Source organism: Halonatronomonas betaini, from assembly GCF_015666175.1.
GTDB lineage: Bacteria > Bacillota > Halanaerobiia > Halanaerobiales > Halarsenatibacteraceae > Halonatronomonas > Halonatronomonas betaini.
Window position 1 is genome coordinate 50,477 of sequence record NZ_JADPIE010000005.1, and the last position, 20,901, is coordinate 71,377.

Annotated in this window: 19 protein-coding genes; 11 read left to right on the forward strand and 8 right to left on the reverse strand. The window is 37.6% G+C overall.

Features of this window, described 5'->3' with window-relative positions:
- Positions 1–8: 8 nt before the first annotated feature.
- The 5 genes from I0Q91_RS09530 to I0Q91_RS09550 form a co-directional block, all read right to left on the reverse strand.
- Entirely contained in the window at positions 9–1,400 is a 1,392-nt protein-coding gene (locus tag I0Q91_RS09530) for a glycosyltransferase family 2 protein (protein WP_270454276.1), read from the reverse strand.
- Positions 1,387–2,463, reverse strand: coding sequence for a HEAT repeat domain-containing protein (locus tag I0Q91_RS09535; RefSeq protein WP_270454277.1), 1,077 nt, complete (start codon positions 2,461–2,463; stop codon positions 1,387–1,389). Before I0Q91_RS09535 ends, I0Q91_RS09530 begins: the two co-directional genes overlap by 14 nt.
- A 2-nt stretch (positions 2,464–2,465) precedes the next feature.
- The gene (locus tag I0Q91_RS09540) at positions 2,466–2,837 is read right to left on the reverse strand and encodes a response regulator transcription factor (protein WP_270454278.1); all 372 of its coding nucleotides are present in this window, start codon (positions 2,835–2,837) and stop codon (positions 2,466–2,468) included.
- An 89-nt stretch (positions 2,838–2,926) separates the two neighbouring features.
- Positions 2,927–4,201, reverse strand: coding sequence for a Y-family DNA polymerase (locus I0Q91_RS09545; protein ID WP_270454279.1), 1,275 nt, complete (start codon positions 4,199–4,201; stop codon positions 2,927–2,929).
- Between the two features lie 148 nt (positions 4,202–4,349).
- A complete protein-coding gene (locus I0Q91_RS09550) occupies positions 4,350–4,787 on the reverse strand; it encodes an Hsp20/alpha crystallin family protein (RefSeq protein ID WP_270454280.1) in 438 nt (145 codons plus the stop codon).
- 287 nt (positions 4,788–5,074) lie between these two features.
- Here I0Q91_RS09550 and I0Q91_RS09555 point away from each other — a divergent pair, with 287 nt between their 5' ends.
- From I0Q91_RS09555 to I0Q91_RS09575, 5 genes are all read left to right on the forward strand, one after another.
- Positions 5,075–6,415 (forward strand): uracil-xanthine permease family protein, encoded by a 1,341-nt coding sequence (locus tag I0Q91_RS09555; RefSeq protein ID WP_270454281.1) that lies wholly within the window; start codon positions 5,075–5,077, stop codon positions 6,413–6,415.
- Between the two features lie 280 nt (positions 6,416–6,695).
- Complete coding sequence (locus I0Q91_RS09560) at positions 6,696–7,445, forward strand: IclR family transcriptional regulator (RefSeq protein WP_270454282.1); 750 nt, start codon at positions 6,696–6,698, stop codon at positions 7,443–7,445.
- A 75-nt stretch (positions 7,446–7,520) separates the two neighbouring features.
- Complete coding sequence (locus I0Q91_RS09565; protein WP_270454283.1) at positions 7,521–9,041, forward strand: ABC transporter substrate-binding protein; 1,521 nt, start codon at positions 7,521–7,523, stop codon at positions 9,039–9,041.
- 93 nt (positions 9,042–9,134) lie between these two features.
- Complete coding sequence (locus I0Q91_RS09570; RefSeq protein WP_270454284.1) at positions 9,135–10,118, forward strand: ABC transporter permease; 984 nt, start codon at positions 9,135–9,137, stop codon at positions 10,116–10,118.
- A 17-nt stretch (positions 10,119–10,135) separates the two neighbouring features.
- Positions 10,136–10,975 (forward strand): ABC transporter permease, encoded by an 840-nt coding sequence (locus I0Q91_RS09575; protein ID WP_270454285.1) that lies wholly within the window; start codon positions 10,136–10,138, stop codon positions 10,973–10,975.
- Between the two features lie 253 nt (positions 10,976–11,228).
- Here the strand turns inward: I0Q91_RS09575 and I0Q91_RS09580 are convergent, their stop codons facing one another.
- Positions 11,229–11,864: a GNAT family N-acetyltransferase gene (locus tag I0Q91_RS09580; protein WP_270454286.1), complete on the reverse strand. Its 636-nt coding sequence runs from the start codon at positions 11,862–11,864 to the stop codon at positions 11,229–11,231.
- Between the two features lie 79 nt (positions 11,865–11,943).
- Positions 11,944–12,795: a universal stress protein gene (locus I0Q91_RS09585; RefSeq protein WP_270454287.1), complete on the reverse strand. Its 852-nt coding sequence runs from the start codon at positions 12,793–12,795 to the stop codon at positions 11,944–11,946.
- A 171-nt stretch (positions 12,796–12,966) separates the two neighbouring features.
- On the opposite strand from I0Q91_RS09585, the gene I0Q91_RS09590 reads away from it, so the two are divergent.
- The 6 genes from I0Q91_RS09590 to I0Q91_RS09615 all read left to right on the forward strand — a co-directional run bounded on the left by I0Q91_RS09590 (position 12,967) and on the right by I0Q91_RS09615 (position 18,799).
- Complete coding sequence (locus tag I0Q91_RS09590; RefSeq protein WP_270454459.1) at positions 12,967–13,833, forward strand: patatin-like phospholipase family protein; 867 nt, start codon at positions 12,967–12,969, stop codon at positions 13,831–13,833.
- Positions 13,834–14,056: 223 nt separating this feature from the next.
- A complete protein-coding gene (locus I0Q91_RS09595; RefSeq protein ID WP_270454288.1) occupies positions 14,057–14,674 on the forward strand; it encodes a TorD/DmsD family molecular chaperone in 618 nt (205 codons plus the stop codon).
- 15 nt (positions 14,675–14,689) lie between these two features.
- A complete protein-coding gene (locus I0Q91_RS09600) occupies positions 14,690–15,406 on the forward strand; it encodes a 4Fe-4S dicluster domain-containing protein (RefSeq protein WP_270454289.1) in 717 nt (238 codons plus the stop codon).
- 8 nt (positions 15,407–15,414) lie between these two features.
- Positions 15,415–17,598 (forward strand): molybdopterin-containing oxidoreductase family protein, encoded by a 2,184-nt coding sequence (locus I0Q91_RS09605; protein WP_270454290.1) that lies wholly within the window; start codon positions 15,415–15,417, stop codon positions 17,596–17,598.
- A gap of 142 nt (positions 17,599–17,740) precedes the next feature.
- Positions 17,741–18,328: a rhodanese-like domain-containing protein gene (locus I0Q91_RS09610; RefSeq protein WP_270454291.1), complete on the forward strand. Its 588-nt coding sequence runs from the start codon at positions 17,741–17,743 to the stop codon at positions 18,326–18,328.
- A gap of 147 nt (positions 18,329–18,475) precedes the next feature.
- Positions 18,476–18,799: a rhodanese-like domain-containing protein gene (locus tag I0Q91_RS09615; RefSeq protein WP_270454461.1), complete on the forward strand. Its 324-nt coding sequence runs from the start codon at positions 18,476–18,478 to the stop codon at positions 18,797–18,799.
- A 132-nt stretch (positions 18,800–18,931) separates the two neighbouring features.
- Here I0Q91_RS09615 and dnaK read toward each other — a convergent pair whose 3' ends face one another.
- Positions 18,932–20,770, reverse strand: coding sequence for a molecular chaperone DnaK (gene dnaK / locus I0Q91_RS09620; RefSeq protein WP_270454292.1), 1,839 nt, complete (start codon positions 20,768–20,770; stop codon positions 18,932–18,934).
- Positions 20,771–20,901 lie beyond the last annotated feature (131 nt).

Sequence of the window (20,901 nt, forward strand, 5' to 3'; positions counted from 1 at the left end):
TATTAATTTTATTTATTAAATTCCTTTCTATCCTGTTCCCCCCAGATATGCCTTTTCTTTAGAAGATCATAAATGCCCTGCAGGCGCCAGAAAGTATGAAACTGCTGGTAACCAAAGCTTTCTAGAACAGCTGTTAGAAATAGCTTAAGATTATCTTTTAGTTTATCATACTTTCTAAAGGAAATCTCTTCAAACAGAACAGAAATTGTAGATAGTAGAATTCTCAATAATATTGATACAGTAAAAAAAGCAAGAACAAGCTCCAGACTTGCTATACCAAGTATTATAGTTATAATTATAGAGATATAACCTAGCAGTTCAATGACTGGACCAAAAAACTCACCGAACAAAAAGAAGGGATAGGCCAGCATTCCAACTGCGCCATATTTTCTGTTGAATAATAACTCTTTATTCATTAATAAGCTCTGGCCTAACCCCTGCTGCCAGCGGCGACGCTGTCGTCCCAGGGTTTTTAAGGATTCTGGCACCTGTGTCCAACAAACCGGGTCTGGCAAAAATACTGTCCTATACTCACGCCCCTCTGCTTTCAGCATTCTATTCAATTTTAAAACCAACTCCATGTCTTCCCCAATTGTATCTTTACTATAACCGCCTACTGAAACAAGGTGACGTTTTCTAAAAATACCGAAAGCTCCTGATATTATCAACAGACCTTCTATAGCTGCCCAGCCTACCCGGCCAAACAAAAATGCCCGAAGGTATTCAATTATTTGAAAGCGGGCCAGCCAGCTTTTTGCCAGATTAACCTGGGTGATTTCACCATTTTCTACCTGACAATCATTGGCTATTCTGATAGTCCCTCCAGCTGCAACCACTCTCCTATCTTCAACAAATGGCTCAACAAGCCTTAATAAAGCCTCGCTCTCAATTAAGGAATCAGCATCTATATTACAGACAAGGGGAAAATAGGCTACATTAATACCTGCATTTAATGAATCAGCCTTGCCACCATTTTCTTTATCGACCACTACAAGATTTGGATAATCCAGAGAATCATAAACCCCTTTAATTTTTTCAGTCTCCAGTTGCCCTTTATATGTACGACTGGATTTAACCAGATCAAACTCTTCTTTAAGCCTTTCAAGGGTTGCATCCTTAGAACCATCATTAACAACTACCACCTCAAACTCAGGATATTCCAGTGATAGCATTGAATTAATACTCTCAGTTATTGTTAATTCTTCATTATAAGCCGGGACAATTATGCTCAATGGTTTATAAAACTCACTTTGAAAAACCTTTTTTAAATCAGTAATTTCATATTTAACTTTCTCTTTTTTCAATGAAAAGAAAGCTATAAGATTTAATGTAATATAAGTAATGTTTATTATTAAAAAATATATGATTGAAATATACACCAGAATTCTAAAAATGTTCAAACTGACCACCTGCCTCCAGAATATAATTACTAATTTCTGAGCCTGGTTTATCGCTAACTGCTACCTCCTCAAGAAAAGCTTTAAAACTATTATGATATAGAGCCATGCCTGAATAAAAGCTGACCCACCAATTTTCATCAGAAATTCTCGCCTTTAACTGTTCGGAATAGCTTGATTCCCAGTTTTTATATAAATAACGTACAGTCTGACTCCTGACAACCCAGTTATCATGATTAATAAAGGGAGTTAAATCTAGATCGACTGGCTCCTTAATCCTTGATAAGGCCTTAAAAATCTGAATAATAAGCTCATCATTATCCACCTCTTTTAAAAGCCTTTCTAATACCGGTAAAGCCCCTTTATATTTATTGTGGCCTAAAAGTTCAACAAAAAGAGCAATTGTCTCATAGGGTGAAGTTTGAAATTCCTTCCTGATATCCACTTCCCCATCTAACCAGTCTTCAATTATCAGTAAAAGCCTGGGGCAGATTTTCTGGCCATATAAAATCAAAATCTGCGATATCCCTTCATAGGTGATCTCAGTTCTAGTTAGGAAAGCTTTGATAATCTCATAGACAAGAGAGGTTTCACCTATTTGAGAAATTGCCTGCCCGGCTGTTTTTATCTTTAAACTGGAATCAGATTTTAACATCTCCTCAAGATAGGGAAGCGCCTTTTTATGTCTGACTTTCCCAAGAATCAAAGCCGCCTTAAGCTTATCCTTATTGGAACCAGTCCTTAATTTTTTTAAATAATACTGAATGAAACCAGATGCCTGAAGCAGATTCTTTAGCTTTTCAAAGTCTTTACCATCAAGATTATCCAGATAAGTTCTAATGAATTTCCAGGTATATTTATAATTTTTATTGAAACTGGCTGTTGCCTCATTTAAAGATATTTCATTATTAAGATATCCAAATAGAACTGGCTGCCATTTTTCTTTTAAAGCCTGATACTTTCTGTTATTAAAATATATTTTCAGATGGAATACTGATAAAAAGACCAGAAATGATATTATAAGTAGAACCAATATAAATATAATCAGATAAATAAAATTTAACATAATCAGGACTCCAGAGTTGTTCTAACTGTCTTAATTAAGTTAGCAGGATCAAAGGGCTTGGTAAGGTATGAGTCTGCACCTAAATCAAAAGCCTTTTTAATATATTTATCCTGACTTTTACTTGAAAGTACAATGGTTTTGGCTGGAATCTCCTGTGAACGGATATTCTTTAAAAGTTGAAAGCCATCCATTTTAGGCAGGAAAATATCAATAAGAATCAAAATATACCGATTATCTTTAATCTTGTTCCAGGCTTCCAGACCATTTTGGGCTTCATCTACCTCATAACCTGCTTTTTCTAACTTATTTTTTTGAAGCCCTCTGATAAGTTCATCATCCTCAACTACTAAGATTTCTTTATTTTTATCTGACATCGTAACCCCTCCAGAGACAGTTCATAATCAAAATAAATATATTTCATTCTACATTATCATACTTCTAGACTTTATCTGATTTCTCCTCCTTATTTTTTCTTATGGCCGCCAATATTGCTATTTAAGCGTTCTCTGATGCTGCCATCAGCCTGGCTTAAACCATAATCTAATTTTTCAGGACCAAATTCATTTCGGATCTGATCTCTGGCTCTGGCAAGATTCATCTTCTTTTCTTTATCCTGAAATAAACTCAACTGAACATTTTCTTCTCCTAGAAGATTACTTAAAGAAAGACTAATCCTTCGAATCGGGCTGCCAGCCTGATATTTTTTCTCAAGCAATTCTAAAGCTGCTCTCATGATTTCATGCTCTAAATTTGTAGCAGATTCTAAAGTCTGCTGGCCCTGAAAGCCTTTCTTATAAAACTCCTGACTATAACGGATATAAAGGCTAACTGTTCTGCCAGCAAGGCCCAGTTCCCTGGCACGATAACCGATATCTTCGCTTAAATTAAAAATCACTGTTTTTATCTCCTCAAACTTCTGATAATCCCGATACAGAGTTGCCCCCCGGCCAATACTCTTTCTTTTATCATCATAAAAGCCTCCAGGCCTGCTATCATCAATCCCCCAGGCCTGGCGATAAATTTCAACACCTACTATCCCGAGCCGTTTCTTAAAAAACTCCAGGCTCCGGCTGGCAACATCGCCCATGGTATAGATACCCCATTTATTAAATTTAGCAGCTGTTCTGCTGCCAATCCCCCAGACCTTTGAAACCTCTAAAGGCCATAATTTATCCTTAATATCATCATATCCCCATCTAGCATAGCCTGTCTTTTTCCCTTCAACATCCATAGCTACTTTTGAAAGAAACATGTTCGGTCCAACCCCTACGCTACAGGCCAGACCGTGTTTATTATTAATCTCATTCTTTATTTTTGTGACCATATTTTTAGTGCCATTATAGCGGACTTTTGTACTGGTGAGATCTAACCAGCTCTCGTCTACAGAGTAAACAAAAATATCATCTGGATGAACGTAACTGGTATAGATATCTATAATCTGAAGAGCCCGGTTCATATAAAGTTCCATTCTAGGCTCAACAAGAAGTATCTCCGGTATATCAGGAATTTCATAAAGACGATTGCCAGTTCCTAAATTAAATTTAGCTTTCATATAGGGACTGGCTGCCAGAATAACAGATCCCTGCTGATCCTGATTGCCGACAACTGCTATAGCCGTCTCAAAGGGGTCAAATCCTCTGGCTATAGCCTCAATACTGGCATAAAAAGATTTAATATCAAAACAGGCTATATCGCCATCTGGCAAGGTTGAATAATCAATTGGAGGTTTTCCTATCATCTTTGTCGCCCCCCATTCTGTGCGAACATCTGTATTACTAAGTTTATCACAGAATTATTGGGCTGACAAGACCAATAACTTAAAACAAAAAGATAGCCCAGGACATCCCGGGCCATAAAAGTATTATTCAAACTGATTATTAATATTTCTATTCTATCTCTATCTTCTTTGCTTCCCTGTCATCATCAGGCTCTGCCTTACCTACTTTTACAGATAAAATCCCATATTCAAGATTAGCCTTAATTTTATCTTCATCGATATTAGTAAATTCAAACTTCCTTTTATATTCTCCAATTATCCGTTCCTGGCAGAGAATATCCTGCTCTCCTTCGCAGAGTTTTCTCCTTTTGGCAACTATTACAACCTTACCATCCCAGACCTCTATCTCAATATCTTCTTTTTTAACACCAGGGAGTTCAGCTTTAATCAAATAATGATCTTTCATCTCATAAACATTTGCTATAAAGGGCTCAAATTCAGTATACTGATAGGGAAACATTCCTCGATTACCATAACGCTGCTTCGGTTTTAAATTCTCCTTATCTTCGTCATCATCAAATTTGTCTCCATAAAGATTATGGAACATATTATATCCCTCCTGGGGTAGATTTAGTAAATCTTATTTTATATATTCAATATAACTTAATAAAATCCTTCAAAACAGGCTAAATCGTCTGTATATTTAAAAAAATACAAATTATTTCGAACTTTGAGAAGGAATTCTTTAAATCATATTGAATAAAATAAATAGAAATAAATTAACTTTCACTAAATTTTTAAAATTATATTTACTTACCCAACCCTTAAGATTTTTTCCTGATTAATTATTACTAGCTGCTATATTAATTCTTATCCTGTAGGAGGGAAATATTTATGGCAAATAATACTGAAGCTGTTGCTCGAGAATCTGAAGTAACTGTAAACAAGAAAGATTTTTATGCACTTGAAGAAACACCGCCTATTGGCAAAAGATTTCTACTTGGCCTCCAGCATATGCTGGCAATGTTCGTAGGTGTTATAACTCCACCAATGTTAATTGCTGGAGCTGCAGGTCTTGGCCCATCAGAAACCAGCTTTATGGTGAGTATGACTTTGATCATGTCTGGAATAGTAACCTTTGTACAGTGCAAAAGATTTGGCCCTGTTGGTGCTGGCCTGCTAGGAGTTACTGGAACAAGTTTTACCTTTGTTCCAATGGCAATGGCAGCAGCTAATGCCGGAGGTATACCTCTAGTGCTAGGTATGGCCATGGCAACTGCCCCGGTTGAAATTTTAATAAGTCGATTTATTAAGCAGATTAAAGTTTTATTTCCACCTCTAGTTACCGGTACCGTTGTAACATTAATTGGTTTAACTCTAATCGAAACTGGCATGCAGGATTTCGCCGGAGGAGCCGGTGCTGAAAACTTTGGTTCAATGGAAAACCTTCTTTTAGGTTCATTTGTTTTAACTGTAATTATTATCTGTAGCCGCTTTGGCAAAGGTTTAATAAAATTAGGAGCAATTGCCATTGGACTTGGAGCTGGCTATTTAATCTCAATACCCCTTGGTCTAATAAATTTTGAGCCTGTTTTTACAGAGGGCTGGTTAACAGCTCCACAACCATTATATTTTGGCCTGGATTTTGATTTTGCCCATTTACTCCCCTGGATTATCGCCTTTATAGTAACTTCAATTGAATCAATTGGAGACTTAACTGCAATTGCCGAAACATCCGGTGAACCAGTCGATGGCGAACTCCATAGAGATAGATTAAGTCGGGGGCTTTTAGCTGAAGGTATCGGCAGTATGATTTCTGCCATTTTTAATGTAATGCCCAATACCACCTTTAGTCAGAATATTGGAGTTATCCAGATTACAAAAGTAGGTAGTAAAGCTGTCGGTTATATAGTTGCTCTATTACTATTAATGTTAGGCCTATTCCCGAAATTCGGTGCCATAATAAGTGTAATGCCTGCACCGGTCTTAGGCGGAGCAACCTTAGCCTTATTTGGAATGATTGCTTCTGCTGGAATTAATATAGTTACTAAGAATGGTTTTTCTGACCGGACCGCTTTTATCTTTTCGATCAGTTTAAGTGTAGGTCTTGGAATAACTTTCTTCCCGGAAATCGCAGAAAGTTTTCCAGCTGCTATAGAAGTTCTATTCTCTTCAGGAGTTGCCGCTGGAGCCATCCTGGCTGTTATCTTAAATCTGATTGTACCTGAAGAATAAAAACAAAAAATTAAATACCATAAACCAAGAGCCTATCCTGGAAAAGGATGGCTCTTTACTTTATTTTAATCCTCTCCCTCCATTTAATTACTTGTCATCCAGATTAAATAATATGAACTTTAAAATAAATATTTAAACTTTTTTATTTTTTAAGCAGGAATTTGTCGATTGATGTTTAATATATATAATATCAGAATTGAATTCCTATTTTCGGAACAGCATATTTTTTTAGTTTTAATATTTTCAATATTGTAAAGATTATTATGATCGGAGGTTATATATGCCGAACTCAAAAACTTCAAAAACAACTGAAAAGGTGACTAAAATCTTTGAAATGTTTTCAATTAATAAACCTGAGTGGGGGGTGACTGAACTTAGCAGTGAGCTTGATTGGAGTAAAAGTGTAACCCATAGAATCTTAAGTACACTTGAAAACTCTGGCTTTCTTCAACAGAATAAAGATACTAGTAAGTATCAATTAGGCTACCGCCTGATAGAATTAGGAAGTATTGCACGACAAAATATTGAGCTGATTGACCTGGCCAGAGAAGAAATGAAAGATCTATCTAAAAAAACCGGTGAAACTGTTCTTCTGGATATTCCAGATGGCATTAAAACTATCTGTATAGATAAAGTAGAAAGTAATGCCAATATTAAATTTACCTGTGGAATCGGTAAACCTGTTCCTATCTATGCCGGGGCACTTGGAAAAGCTATTCTGGCCTATTATCCAGAAGAAAAAATTGATGATGTAATTAATGCTGGCCTAATAAAACATACTGATAATACTACCGATGATGCTGAAGAATTAAAGAAAGAATTACATGTAATTAAGCAAAGAGGTTATTCAATGACAAAAGGAGAATGGAACCCTGGTGCTTTAGGTGTCGCCTCACCAATTTTTGATCATCAGGAGAATGTAATAGCTTCGATTGGAGTTTTAGGGCCAGAATACAGGATGGAGAAAAATATTGATACTATAACTGTTCTCTGTCTACTGGCTGCCAATAATCTTTCTGGCAAACTATAATTTATTTAGGAGGTGGTGCTCAGAAAATAAACGGTTTACACTCAAAAAGTCTTAAAAAACATGGGAGGGAATTAAATGTTTAAAAAAACGTTAATACTTGTAATCTCACTGGCCTTACTTTTTGTTGTCGGGTACACCCCTGCAGTTAATGCCGATTCTGATGTGCTTGTTATTGGTTCTGCTGCTGAGGCCGTTGGACTTGACCCCCGCCTGGAAACTGACATACCTTCATCTGAACGCTTAAATATTATCATGGAGCCTCTTGTTACTTTTGGAGAAAACATGGATTTAGAACCTCGCCTGGCAACTGACTGGGGCTTAAGCGATGATAGTCTTACAATGACATTCAATTTAAGAGAAGGAGTCCTCTGGCATGATGGCGAGCCATTTACTGCCGATGATGTCGTCTATACCTTTGAATGGATTCTAGATGAAAATAATGCAGCTCCAAACCGGGCACTCTATGAAGTTATCGATGAAATAGTTGCCGAAGATGATCATACTGTCCATTTCCATCTGTCTGAGCCAAATGCATTCCTGCTAAATAATATTGCAAGAATGCCAGTTGTTCCTGCAGCTCACGGCGATAGCGAAGATTTCAGAACTGACCCGATTGGAACTGGCCCCTATAGTTTTGACTCATGGACAAGAGATGACGTTATGCATCTAGTTGCCAATGATGATTACTGGGGCGGCGTACCAGTTATCTCCAGGATCGAATTCAGAGCTATTCCTGAAGATTCTTCAAGGTTATTAGCCCTTGAAGCTGGCGAAATTGATATGTATCAGGGTGGCGTTGTACCGGAAGAATTAGCCCGTTTAGAAGAAGATCCAAATGTTACTGTCCAGAGGGTTACAGGTACCGGCCATGTTTATCTTGGCTTTAACACAAGAACCGAGCCCCTTGATGATGTTAATGTTAGAAGAGCTATCAGTCATCTGATTAACCGCGCCGGTATTATTGATAGAATTCAGCATGGTATCGGTAGTGTAGCCACCGGTCCAGTTCCTGAAGGACTTCCATGGTATAATCCAGATGTTGCAACCTATGATTATAACCCACAGAGAGCCCAGGAATTAATAGAAGAAGCCGGTGTAGATCTTTCTGGATTAACTCTTGGTCTCCATACCAATGAAAACCCATTGAGAATCAGAATCTCTGAGATACTACAAAACGAAGCTCAGCAGATTGGCCTGGACCTCGATGTAAGCATTGAAGAATGGGGAGCATTCTGGAGTGGACTCCAGCAACCAGATCATGACTATGATCTCTTTATCGTTGGCTGGGTTGGTCAGGTTGATGCCGATAGAGCCATGTTTCGTCAGTTCCACACAGATGGACCATTTAACTTCGGTGGATACTCAGACGCAAGATTAGATGAATTACTTGAAGAAGGTAAAAGAGTTCCTTCTGATAGTGAAAGATCCATTGAAATATATCGGGAAGCTCAGGAAATAGTTGCCGATAATGCCTATTATGGATTTATTAACTATTATGAAGAAGTCGGGCTTTCAAGACCTGGAGTAGATGGCTATATAGTCCATCCTTATACAGCAAATGCCTGGCAGAATGCTCATACCTTTACAAAAGAATAAATAATCAGGATATTTTTAGAATGGCCAGAGGTATACTTTAGCCTCTGGCCTCATTTTAAGCTTTAACCTTCTTAAAAGGAGGCAATTAGTCAAATGACAAAATATATTATCAGACGCATCATTCAAATTATACCAGTAATTATAGGGATTTCTATATTAGTATTCCTGCTAATGCATTTAGCTCCTGGAGACCCGGTTCACTTATTATTAGGGGAAGAAGCCTCTCCAGAAGATTATGAGAGAATTTATGCCCTCTATGGTTTCGACCGGCCATTAGCTGTCCAGTATTTAGACTGGGCCTCAAATGCAGTCCGGGGAGATTTTGGGCGATCCATCAGAATGGGGCAACCGGTTTCAACATTAATTTATCACAGAATGGGTGCCACGTTAGAACTGGCCTTCTTTTCTGTCTTTATTGCCGTAATAATTGGGATACCCCTGGGAGTTTTAGCCGCTGTTAAGCGGCAATCGATTGTTGATTTCGGAACAATGGTTGGTGCTCTTATCGGTGTTTCAATGCCAAGTTTCTGGCTGGGCCTTGTTTTACTGGCCTATGTAGCTTTACGGGTTGACTGGTTACCGATGTTCGGACGAGGCGAATCACTGGTTAATGGATTCTATTTATTAATAACAACCTTTGATGGAGTGCCTTTATGGAATGCCATCCGTTATATCCTCCTGCCTGGACTCTCCTTAGGAGTTATTATGATGGGAATAGTCACCAGGTTAACCAGATCAAGCCTGTTAGAATCTTTAGGAATGGATTACATTAGAACTGCCCGAAGCAAAGGACTAAACGAACGGGTAGTTGTCTATAAACATGCTTTACGCAATGCAATGTTACCTGTTATTACAATTGTAGGCATTCAACTTGGAGTCCGTTTTGGAGGAGCCGTTATTACCGAGACTGTCTTTGCCTGGCCAGGAGTTGGTAGATTAATTGTTAATGCCATCTCACAGAGGGATTTCCCTATAGTTCAGGGTGGAGTTTTAATGCTTGCCATTGTTTTTACAGTTATGAACTTATTAGTAGATTTAAGCTATGCAATCCTTGATCCTAGAATTAGATATGATTGAGAAAGGAGGAGATTAATTTGCTGAAAAAAATCAAGAAAAACAAAAGTGCTATGGTTGGAATAATTCTGATTAGTATTTTAATATTAGTTGCAATTTTTGCTGATTACCTTGTACCCAATGACCCATATGAAATGAATCTATGGGAAAATAATCGTCCTCCTGAATGGTTTGGAGCTGATTCTCAATATATTCTAGGAACTGATGATATGGGCAGGTGTGTTTTAAGCAGAATCATCATGGGAACCAGAATTTCCCTTTTAATTGCCAGCATAGCAACCTTTACTTCTTTAATTTTAGGAGTCTCCTTTGGAGCTATGGCCGGCTATTTAGGAGGAAAATTCGATACTTTTATAATGAGGCTAATGGATGTTATTCTATCTTTTCCAGCCATCCTGCTGGCAATTGCAATTGTTGCTTCATTAGGGCCTGGAGTGGTCAATGCCATGATAGCAATTGCAATTGTTAGAATACCTCAGATGGCCAGAATTACAAGAAGTATGGTCATAAGTCTTAAAGAGACTGAATATGTTCAGGCCGCCAGAGCATTAGGGGCCTCGCATTTTAGAATCGTCTTTAAACATATTTTAATTAACTCCTTTGCCCCAATTTTAGTTGTCGCCAGTTTAGGTTTAGGTACTGCCATAGTTGTTGAAGCAGCCTTAAGCTTTCTAGGTTTAGGCGCCCAGCCACCGATGATTAGCTGGGGTAGAACTCTGGCCATGGCCAGGCAATCTATCCGTTCAGCCCCTCATTTAAGTCTCTACCCAGGGCTGGCCATAGTCTTTACTGTCTTAGGCTTTAACCTATTAGGAGATGGATTAAGAGATATCTTTGATCCTTCTTTAAAGAATAATTAATCCTGGCTTTACCCCCTATTCCAAAAGCACCCTGCTAATCAGGGTGCTTTTTTATATAAGCTAAAATATATTAATACTTTCTCCACCTTTGCTCCAATACCTCCCCGGTATCTCCTCGGTACCACCCCGGTATCAACCCAGTATCAACCCAGTACCAACCCAGTCCTGATTCGTTTTTAAAATAATTAACAAAATTAAAAAATCCAGCCTATAATAAACTGGATTCCAAAAATTATCATTCTATCAGATTAAATTATAAATCATACTCATATAAAAATATAGTAAGATCCCTGGCACCATCAGGAAGCTTTAAAACCGACTCCTTTGTCCCTGCCTGCAAAAACCCTTTATGGTCATAATAACCATAGTTGCAATCAGTATCAGTAAATAGATAAATCCTGCTTGCCTCCTGCTCTCTAAAATACTCAAAAGCCCTCTCCAGCAATCCGGTACCGATATGGAGTCCCTGCTGGTCTGGAGAAACTATAAAAAGCTTAATCTCACCCTGGTAACGGTCTTCCCTATCAGCCAGCAGCTCATCATATTTATCAAAAATCCCCTCTTTATAAGCTTTTAGAAGTTCTCTGTATTCAAATCGAGATATGAATAATTTAAAAAAATCCAAAAATGCTCTAATGCTATTCGTTATTGGATTATAGCATTTCTTATCGTTTTCAGCAGAGGCAAATATCAGACCAACAACCTCTCCATCATAAACAGCAACCTGACAGTAACTGGATTCTGCCAGCGTCTTTCTTAAATAGAGTGACAGAAATTTTTCAACATAATAAGCATCTGGAATAATCTGATCAAATTTTTCTAAATCATTGATCAACTTCTTAACCCCAGGATAATCTTCCTTTTTTAACTCCCGGTAATTAACTGCCATAATTTTAAACCTCACTTTCAACTAAATTACATAAAACAAAATCAGCCAGGATTTAACCCTGGCTGGATTAAAACCTCACTTAACAGGATATCAAAAGAACTGGAATCGGCGACTCTTTAGCAACCCGATCAGAGGTGCTGCCTAAAAGCAGCTCCTTGATATTACCTCTACCTGTTCTAGGCATTAAAATCAGCCCTACCTTCTCTTCCCTGGCAATATCAATTATATTGTTAGAGGCAGCTCCTTCAGCAACTTTAACGATAATATTATCAACTGAACCATTCTTTCTTAGATTTTTGGCAATCTCTTTTAATTTAACCTCTGCTCTAGTCTTTTCCTTCTCTAAATCATCAATTGACCTGCTGCTCTCAATAACATTTAAAAGAATAACCTCATTAAAATTATTCTCTTCAATTTCCCGAAGAAATTCTATAGCAGCCTTTGAGCAATCAGAAAAATCTATTGGAACTAAAACCTTATTAAACTTTCTTGAACAGGCAACCTGGGCCTCCCCTTCAATATTTTCATATTTTTCTATTAAAACTGGCCTCTTTGACTGTCTGATCAAATCATAGGTTGTACTGCCTAAAAAGACTTTCTTAATAAAGCCTTCACCATGGGAAGCTATCAGGATCAGAGCAACATTTTCTCCTCTGGCCACTTTATTAATTTCAGAGGCAGGAAAACCAACTGGAATTTTAATTTTTACCTTAAAACCCTTGGCTTCTATCTTTTCTTTTACCTTCTCTAACTTTTCCCTATTAGATTCTTTTAACTGCTCAACATTAACTATCTTTGAGCGATGAACATTAATTACATGGGTTAAAATAACTTCATCAATCCCCAGTCCTTTTAGCTCATCCAGACAGTTAATTAACTTTTTAGCAGTCTCGGAAAAATCAGTTGCTAGAAGCACCTTATTTGATATCATTTTAAGCCCCCCCTTTAAATTAATCATCCTATATTATAATTATATTTCTTTTTAGAGACATGGTCAAATATTATCTTCCAGACTCTTGATATAATTAGAGATATAAAGTAATATATGTATAAAGATAAGTAATATAAGGAGGAGATCAAAATAATAAAAAATACTGGACTAATTCTTGAGGGTGGTGGAATGAGAGGAGCTTTCACTGCTGGTATCCTGGATTTCTTCTTAGAAAATGAAATAAAATTTCCATATGTCATAGGGGTCTCTGCTGGAGCCAATAATGGTGCCAATTTTATAGCAGAGCAATATGAAAGAAGTAAGCGAATTTTTATTCAGCATTCCCAGGACAAAAGATATATGGGCTTAAACCGGGTTGTAAAAGAAAAAAGCTATATTGGCATGAAATTTCTATTTCATGATCTTCCTTATGATATAGATCCCTTTGATTTTGATACTTTTGCCAGCTCTGACACAGAATTTAAAACAGTAGTCACTGAATGCAAAACAGGTATGCCTGCTTATTTAAGCCATAAAGATTATGACCCTGAATTTTTTATCAGAAAAGTTTTAAGGGCTTCCAGCAGTTTACCTCTGCTCTGCCCTCCTGTCTATATCAATGGCAAATGTTATCTCGATGGCGGTATCTCAGACTCTATTCCTATAAGAAAAGCGATAGCCGATGGGTATCAAAATAATATATTAATCTTAACCAGGGATAAATCTTATAGAAAGAAACCATCAAAATTACAAAGGGTTCTCAAATTCAAATACAGAAAGTATCCGAATTTAGTAGAAATAATTCAGAAGAGACATATCCGCTACAACGAAAAATTAAACTATATTGAAAAACTTGAAGATAAAGACCAGATTTTTGTATTTAGACCAGAAGAAGAAATAGATATTAAAGTACTAGAAAATGACCCTGAGCAAATGCTAAACCTATATCAAAGAGGCTACCAGATAGCCACTGAAAAATTTACTGATTTAAACCAGTGGCTTAAAGATAACAATAAGAAAATACTATCCGCCATCTAAGGTCAAACTCAGCTGCCTGATATGGCACTTACCTCTAAATATACCCCCAACTGGAATAATCCTCATCATCTAATCTAACAATAATCATCCCACTTTATCCTGATAATACTGATAGGTTTATTTATTAATAATTATTATTGATTAATTACTATTAATATGATATAATTGTCTGCAAAATGGATACTTGTTATTATTATAACATAGTGCGGAGGTGGGAATTAACTTGGAGAAACAGACTAAAATCAGAAAAGAAATATACCTTCTTTTCTGCAATCTTATTTCCAAACCGGATTCAGAAATATATAAAGAATTAAAATCAGATTTACATATCAAACTCTGGGAAAAATATAATGATCATTTTGCTGAAATAGAAATTCCTGAGAAATGGCAGGGCAACAATCTACCAGATTTAGAGCAATGGAAAGCCCTCTGGCAGGAATACTTAGATATTAACAGTCCAGGCCTTAAATTGATTGAATCAGTTTATAAACCCTGGACAATAGATGAAAGCTGTAGTATGCCCTTTGCTGATGATAAAGGCTATGTAATGGGCGATTGGGCTCATCATATGCTCCATTTATATGACCTTTTAAACTTTGAAATTCCTGAAGAATTTTCTTTCTGTCCAGACCATTTAATCTTAGAATTAGAATTTATGAGCATTTTAATTGAAGAAGCAGACCATCGAGAACAGCTACAATTTATTAAACAGCATTTAGACTGGCTGGATGACTTAGTAGAAGAAGCTGAAGATATTAAAATTGATAAATTTTATCTTAAGCTATTAATCTGGCTTAATAAGTTTATTAAAGCCGATAGAAATTATTTGAAAAACAATTAATTGGAGGGATATGAAATGTCTAAAAAGAAAAGCAGTCGCCGTGATTTTTTAAAGAACTCAGCAGCTGCCGGCTTAACTGCTCTTGTATCTGGAGCTGCAATAGCTGATGGTAAAGCCATGGCTGAAGATTTCAAAGAAGGTAAGAAAGCAATCTTAATGGATAACAGTCTCTGCGTAGAATGCCAGGCCTGCCGGGTCGCCTGCCAGAATGAGTATGAAATCGATATTGAGTATAGTTTTATTAAATTCAACTCAATCGAGAAAGGCGAATACCCGAATGTTGCCTATCATTTAAGAAGAAATAGCTGCATGCATTGCCCTGACGCACCCTGTATAGCAGTCTGTCCTGTTGATGCCCTCTCTGAAAGCGAAGAAGGTTTTACAGTCATCGATGCAGAAACCTGTATTGCCTGCGGGAGATGTCTTGATATCTGCCCATTTGATGTTCCAGAAATCGGATCTGAAAGAATGTATAAATGTGATCTCTGTCAGCACAGAATCAAAGATGGTAAAGATCCTGCCTGTGTTGATACCTGTATTGCCTATGCCTTAGATTATGGAGATTATGAGGAAATGCTTGAAAAGGGCAATGATAGAGTCGAAAAGCTCAAAGAAGATCACCCTGATGCCAACCTTTATACTGTTGATTATAAAGACGATGATTTTGGTTTATTACTTATTTTAAAGACTGATCCTCAGGAATTAGACTTAGTAGATACAAGAAGGAGGTAAAACTATCAATGAAATTAACCAGACGTAAATTAATAAAAAAATCCGGTCAGATTGCTGGAGCTTTAGCTCTTTCATTAAAAGGCTTTAATTTCTTTGACTGGTCTGCTGAAGCCCAGGAAGCTGACATTAAAAAATATCCAACTTTATGTAATACCTGTGGCAGCCAGTGTGGTGCCTGGGCCTATGTGAAAAATGGCCGGGTCTGGAAAGTTGAAGGCCATGAAGATAATGCCAAGAGTTTAGGTAAATTATGTGCCCGTTCCCATGGAGGCCTCCGCTGGGTTTATGATTCTGATAGAATCAAACAGCCTTTAAAGCGAGTCGGAGAAGGCGAATTTGAAGAAATATCCTGGGAACAGGCTTATACTGAAATCTCAGAAAAGCTCAATGATATCATCGGAGAATATGGCCCTGGTGCCCTGGCCTTCGGCCATTATCCCCGGTCAACTGGCACATTTTATATTGGAAGGTTTATGGATGCTTTAAATGCCAGCACTGTCTGCACCCATGCTACTTCATGTAATGCAGCCAGAACTACTGGCTTTGTATATTCAATGGGTGGAGTACCCCATGCAGATATGGGCAATAGTAATTATGTTGTCCTGATCGGCCGCAACCATGGCGGTGGTATTAGAACTGATCAGAATAAAAAGGTAAGCAAAGCCCTTTCCGGTGATACAGAAGTTATTTGTGTTGACCCCCGCCAGAATGATGTAGCTAAACTGGCAGACAAATGGGTACCTGTCAAGCCAGGTACAGATCTGGCAATGGTTCTTGCTATGAGCAGAGAGATCATCGAAAACGATCTCTATGATGAAGAATTCGTTAATGAGCACTCTGTTGGCTTTGAAGAATTTGCTGAATCACTATCAGAATATACTCCTGAATGGGCTGAAGATATCTGTGATGTACCTGCTGATACAATCAGAGAGATGGCCAGAGGATTAGGGGAAAACAGACCGAAATCAATGGTCCATCCAGGCTGGGGTGGCGGATTTGGAGCCCTCTATGCAAATAGTGATGAGACTGCCAGGGCAATCTCCTGTTTGAATGCACTATTAGGTAATATTAATGAAGAAGGTGGATTAATCTTTTATCCTGCTCCTGAATTAGGACAGTTAGATAATAATAAATATCCAGCACCTGAGGCACCAAATACAAGAAGAACTGATGGTGTTGGCGTTATCGATGAGTACCCACTTGCCGGCAGTTATGGCCTTCCCCATTACCTGATGGAGAAATCCAAAGAAGGTCGTCTGAAGTCAATGTTTATTAGACATCATAATCCAGTAAGAAATTTCCCTGATTATGAACATATGGCTGAAGGCTTTAGAAATCTGGAACTATCCGTAGTCTTTGAAATAAATATGACAGAAACAGCCATGTTAGCTGATTATATTTTGCCTGAATGCAGTTACATGGAAAGAGAAGAAATGATTAATGCTGAAGCTGGTCCTATTCCAACCATCGGCATGAGAACCCAGGTAATCCCGAAAGTCTATGAGAAGACAAAGAGTTTTGATGAAATAATCACTGAACTTGCCCATTATCTTGATGTAGGTCATTACTTTGAATTCACCCTTGATGATTTAAATGAAGCTCTTTTAGAGCCATATGATATCACCCTGGATGAGTTTAAAGAGATAGGCTCAATGAGAGTTGAAACAGATAGCCCCTATGGCAATAAAAATCTAAATACCAGATCCGGTGATTTTGAATTTTACTCTGAAGTTTATGACCATGTTGGCCAACCAGGAATTGTTGGCTGGCAGGAACCAGGTGTTGGTCTTGAAGAAGAAGAAAATCAATTCAGATTTATCACAGGAAAAGAAGGTTTCCATTCCCATTCTGCAACTGCTAATATTGATATTTTAGCCCAGATCACTAAGGACTATGATACCAATAGATTATGGATTAATAAGCAGGTGGCAGATGAGATGGGAATTGAAGATGGTGATAAGGTTAAGGTGACATCATCACTCTCAACCCAGGAAGCAAGGGTTAAGGTCACCCAGAGGGTTCATCCTGGAACAGTCTTTATGCCTTCTGGTTATGGCAATAAGACTCCCTATTATGAAACTTCTAAAGAGATTGATGCTATTAATCCAAATGATCTTGTTCCATATCAGATATCAGATATTTCCGGGCATGCTATGCGCCAGGAAGCTCTTGTAAAAATAGAAAAAGTCTAAAACACTATAGAGGAGGAAATTTATTATGTTTAAAAAGAGTTATAAAATTGCCATCTTAACATTTGCTCTAATCTTCATCCTGGCTGCTCCAGCTTTTGGTTGAACAAGCGCCGACGGGCCAGGTGAAGGCGATTTAGGCTCAATGTTTTTTGTAAGTGCTGCAGATGTCGAGACAATAACAACCTCTGAATTAAAGGATATGCTCCCTGCTACCTCTGAAGAAAGAGAGAGTTATGATGAAGTTCCTGAAGACTGGGATTTTGCTTTAGTCGATACCAGAAGCAGAGAGGAATTTGAAAAGGGTCATATCAATGGTGCTATCAATATGCCTGAAGATGAAGATTTCAGACCAGGACCACTTCCCTTTGATTTAGATACTAAGATAATATTTTATGGTCCAGACTGTCATGATTTTATTTCCAGAACAGAAAGTTTAGGTTATAGAAATGTCAAGCTATATGAAGCAGGAATAGATGGCTGGAACAGAAACGGTAATTATTTAACCACAACACCAGAATATGTTTCAAGCCTGCTCCATGCTGAGTATGTCGGTGAAATAGATAATAAGCCCTATCAGATTATTGATACCAGAGGCTTTGCCATGTATATTGAAAGCCATATTCCAACAGCAGATTCAATGGAACATACAATTTTTGATGATAAGTATTTAGATTTTATGTCTGCCAATAAAGATATTGAAATAATCACTTACTGTGGTGGTTTCTTCTGAGGCCATAGCCATGCTGTTGCCAGGGTTCTGGCAAGCGAAGGTTTTAAAGATGTTAAAGTACTGGCCGGCGGAATTCCTGTCTGGGAAGCTCATGAATTACCACTTTTCGGCACCGATGCAACTGACGCTGATTTAGGCGAACCACAGATCGATCGCGGAGTAGAAAGTGCTGAATTCAGTGAGATGTATGATGATGGAGCTACAATAATTGATGCCAGAGATGATGATGAAATTGAAGCCAGTGGTCTAATCGATGGTGCCCTCCATATCCCAAGCGGTGAAATCAATGAAAATCCTGATGAGTTCGTTGATCTCCTGCCTGAAGATATGGATGCAACCATTGTTGTCCACTGTGCTGCCGGTGTAAGGGCCAGAGGTGTCGTTGATACACTAGTTGAGATGGGTTACGAAAATGTTTATTATCTCGATGGCCGAATCACAGTTAATGAAGATGGCAGTTTTGAATTTTAATAACTAATCAAGCTTCATTAAATTTAATGAAGAAAAATTAAAGCCCCTCAAATGAGGGGCTCTTTTCTTTTTATTAAATTTGAAGATTTGTATCAACTGTATATTTTTCATCTGGTGGAGTCAACGAAATAGTTATAATTCTTCAAAATCAACATCAATAGCATCATCATTATCCTGATCTAAATTTTCTTCAGCTTTTGATTCAGATTGGTTTTTAGTTTTCTTCTCAGTCTCCTGTTTTTGATATAACTGCTGACTTACATCTGTAAACAGATCAGAGAGAATATCTATTTTATTTTTGACAGAATCAACATTAATTGTCTCCTTATCCAGCTCTTTTTTTAACTCTTTTATTGAGCCGGCAATCTGATCTTTTAAGCCAGAATCTACTTTGTCGCCAGATTCTTTTAGGGTTTTTTCTACTGAATAGATTAATGATTCAGCCTCATTTTTGGTATCAACCTCTTCAAACTTCTTTCTATCTTCTTCAGCATAACGTTCTGCATCTTTTATCATACTTTCTATATCCTCTTCACTAAGTCCACTGTTAGATTTAATAGTTATTTTCTGTTGATTACCAGTACCTTTATCTTTAGCTGAAACATTTACAATCCCATTTTCATCTATATCAAAAGTCACTTCAATTTGTGGAATCCCTCTTGGGGCCGGTGGAATATTGGTCAATTGAAACCGGCCTAAAGTTTTATTATTCCTGGCCATCTTTCTTTCACCCTGTAATACATTAATTTCAACAGAGTTTTGATTATCTTCAGCTGTGGAGAAGACTTTACTCTCTGAAACAGGAATAGTTGTATTCCTCTCAATTAATTTTGTAAAGACTCCACCTAAAGTTTCAATGCCTAGAGATAATGGTGTAATATCAAGGAGAACAAGATCATCAACATCTCCAGCAAGTACTCCCCCCTGAATAGCTGCCCCAATTGCAACAACTTCATCTGGGTTTATACTTTTATTTGCATCCTTACCGGCAAGCTTTTGAACTGCTTCCTGAACTGCCGGAATTCTAGTAGATCCACCAACAAGAAGCACCTCATCAATTTCACCGGTAGAAAGCCCGGCATCCTTCATAGCCTGTCTGGCCGGTCCCATAGTAGCCTCCACCAGATCGGCTGTTAAATCGTTAAATTTAGCCCTTGTCAGGTTTATATCTAGATGTTTAGGGCCATCATCAGTCTGAGTAATAAAGGGGAGATTAATGTTAGTCTCCTGAATACTTGATAATTCAATTTTTGCTTTTTCAGCTGCATCCTTTAAGCGCTGTAATGCCATTTTATCTTTTTTAAGATCAATCCCAGTTTCATTCTGAAATTGCTCGGCCAGATAATTAATAATTCTTTCATCAAAATCATCTCCACCAAGCTTATTATTGCCACTGGTTGCTATAACTTCAAAGACACCATCTCCTATCTCCAGAATTGAAATATCAAAGGTGCCGCCTCCAAGGTCATAAACCATAATTGTCTGATCCTTTTTATCATCAAGGCCATAGGCCAGAGCAGCTGCTGTCGGTTCATTAATAATCCTCTCAACTTCAAGGCCAGCAATCCGACCGGCATCTCTAGTTGCCTGCCGCTGACTATCACTAAAATAAGCCGGCACAGTTATTACTGCTTCCTTTACCTCCTGGCCAAGATATTCTTCGGCATCTGATTTTAATTTCTGTAAGATCATCGCAGAGATCTCCTGAGGGGTATATTCAGTCCCTTTTAAATTAACTTTAAAATCGCTGCCCATCTGACGTTTAATAGATGTTACAGTCTGATCTGAGTTAGTTATAGCCTGTCTCTTAGCCTGCTCGCCAACAATTCTTTCACCCTTTTTGTTAAAGGCAACGACTGAAGGTGTAGTCCGGCCACCCTCTTTATTATTAATGATGGTAGGCTCTCCGCCTTCAATAATTGCCATACAGGAATTAGTGGTCCCTAAATCAATCCCTAATATTTTGCTCATGGCAATCTCTCCTTTTTATTTTATTATTGCGCATGTATACATATTGACTAACATGCATTTATATAGATAGTATATTCCTAATTATTAAATTTGTCAATGCACTGTTACATATATTAAATAAAAACTTAAAA

Coding starts and splice junctions, on each gene's coding strand:
- I0Q91_RS09535 (WP_270454277.1), bottom strand. CDS start 2,463: ATGTTAAATTTTATTTATCTGATTATATTTATATTGGTTCTACTTATA.
- I0Q91_RS09540 (WP_270454278.1), bottom strand. CDS start 2,837: ATGTCAGATAAAAATAAAGAAATCTTAGTAGTTGAGGATGATGAACTT.
- I0Q91_RS09545 (WP_270454279.1), bottom strand. CDS start 4,201: ATGATAGGAAAACCTCCAATTGATTATTCAACCTTGCCAGATGGCGAT.
- I0Q91_RS09550 (WP_270454280.1), bottom strand. CDS start 4,787: ATGTTCCATAATCTTTATGGAGACAAATTTGATGATGACGAAGATAAG.
- I0Q91_RS09555 (WP_270454281.1), top strand. CDS start 5,075: ATGGCAAATAATACTGAAGCTGTTGCTCGAGAATCTGAAGTAACTGTA.
- I0Q91_RS09560 (WP_270454282.1), top strand. CDS start 6,696: ATGCCGAACTCAAAAACTTCAAAAACAACTGAAAAGGTGACTAAAATC.
- I0Q91_RS09565 (WP_270454283.1), top strand. CDS start 7,521: ATGTTTAAAAAAACGTTAATACTTGTAATCTCACTGGCCTTACTTTTT.
- I0Q91_RS09570 (WP_270454284.1), top strand. CDS start 9,135: ATGACAAAATATATTATCAGACGCATCATTCAAATTATACCAGTAATT.
- I0Q91_RS09580 (WP_270454286.1), bottom strand. CDS start 11,864: ATGGCAGTTAATTACCGGGAGTTAAAAAAGGAAGATTATCCTGGGGTT.
- I0Q91_RS09585 (WP_270454287.1), bottom strand. CDS start 12,795: ATGATATCAAATAAGGTGCTTCTAGCAACTGATTTTTCCGAGACTGCT.
- I0Q91_RS09600 (WP_270454289.1), top strand. CDS start 14,690: ATGTCTAAAAAGAAAAGCAGTCGCCGTGATTTTTTAAAGAACTCAGCA.
- I0Q91_RS09605 (WP_270454290.1), top strand. CDS start 15,415: ATGAAATTAACCAGACGTAAATTAATAAAAAAATCCGGTCAGATTGCT.
- I0Q91_RS09610 (WP_270454291.1), top strand. CDS start 17,741: ATGTTTTTTGTAAGTGCTGCAGATGTCGAGACAATAACAACCTCTGAA.
- dnaK (WP_270454292.1), bottom strand. CDS start 20,770: ATGAGCAAAATATTAGGGATTGATTTAGGGACCACTAATTCCTGTATG.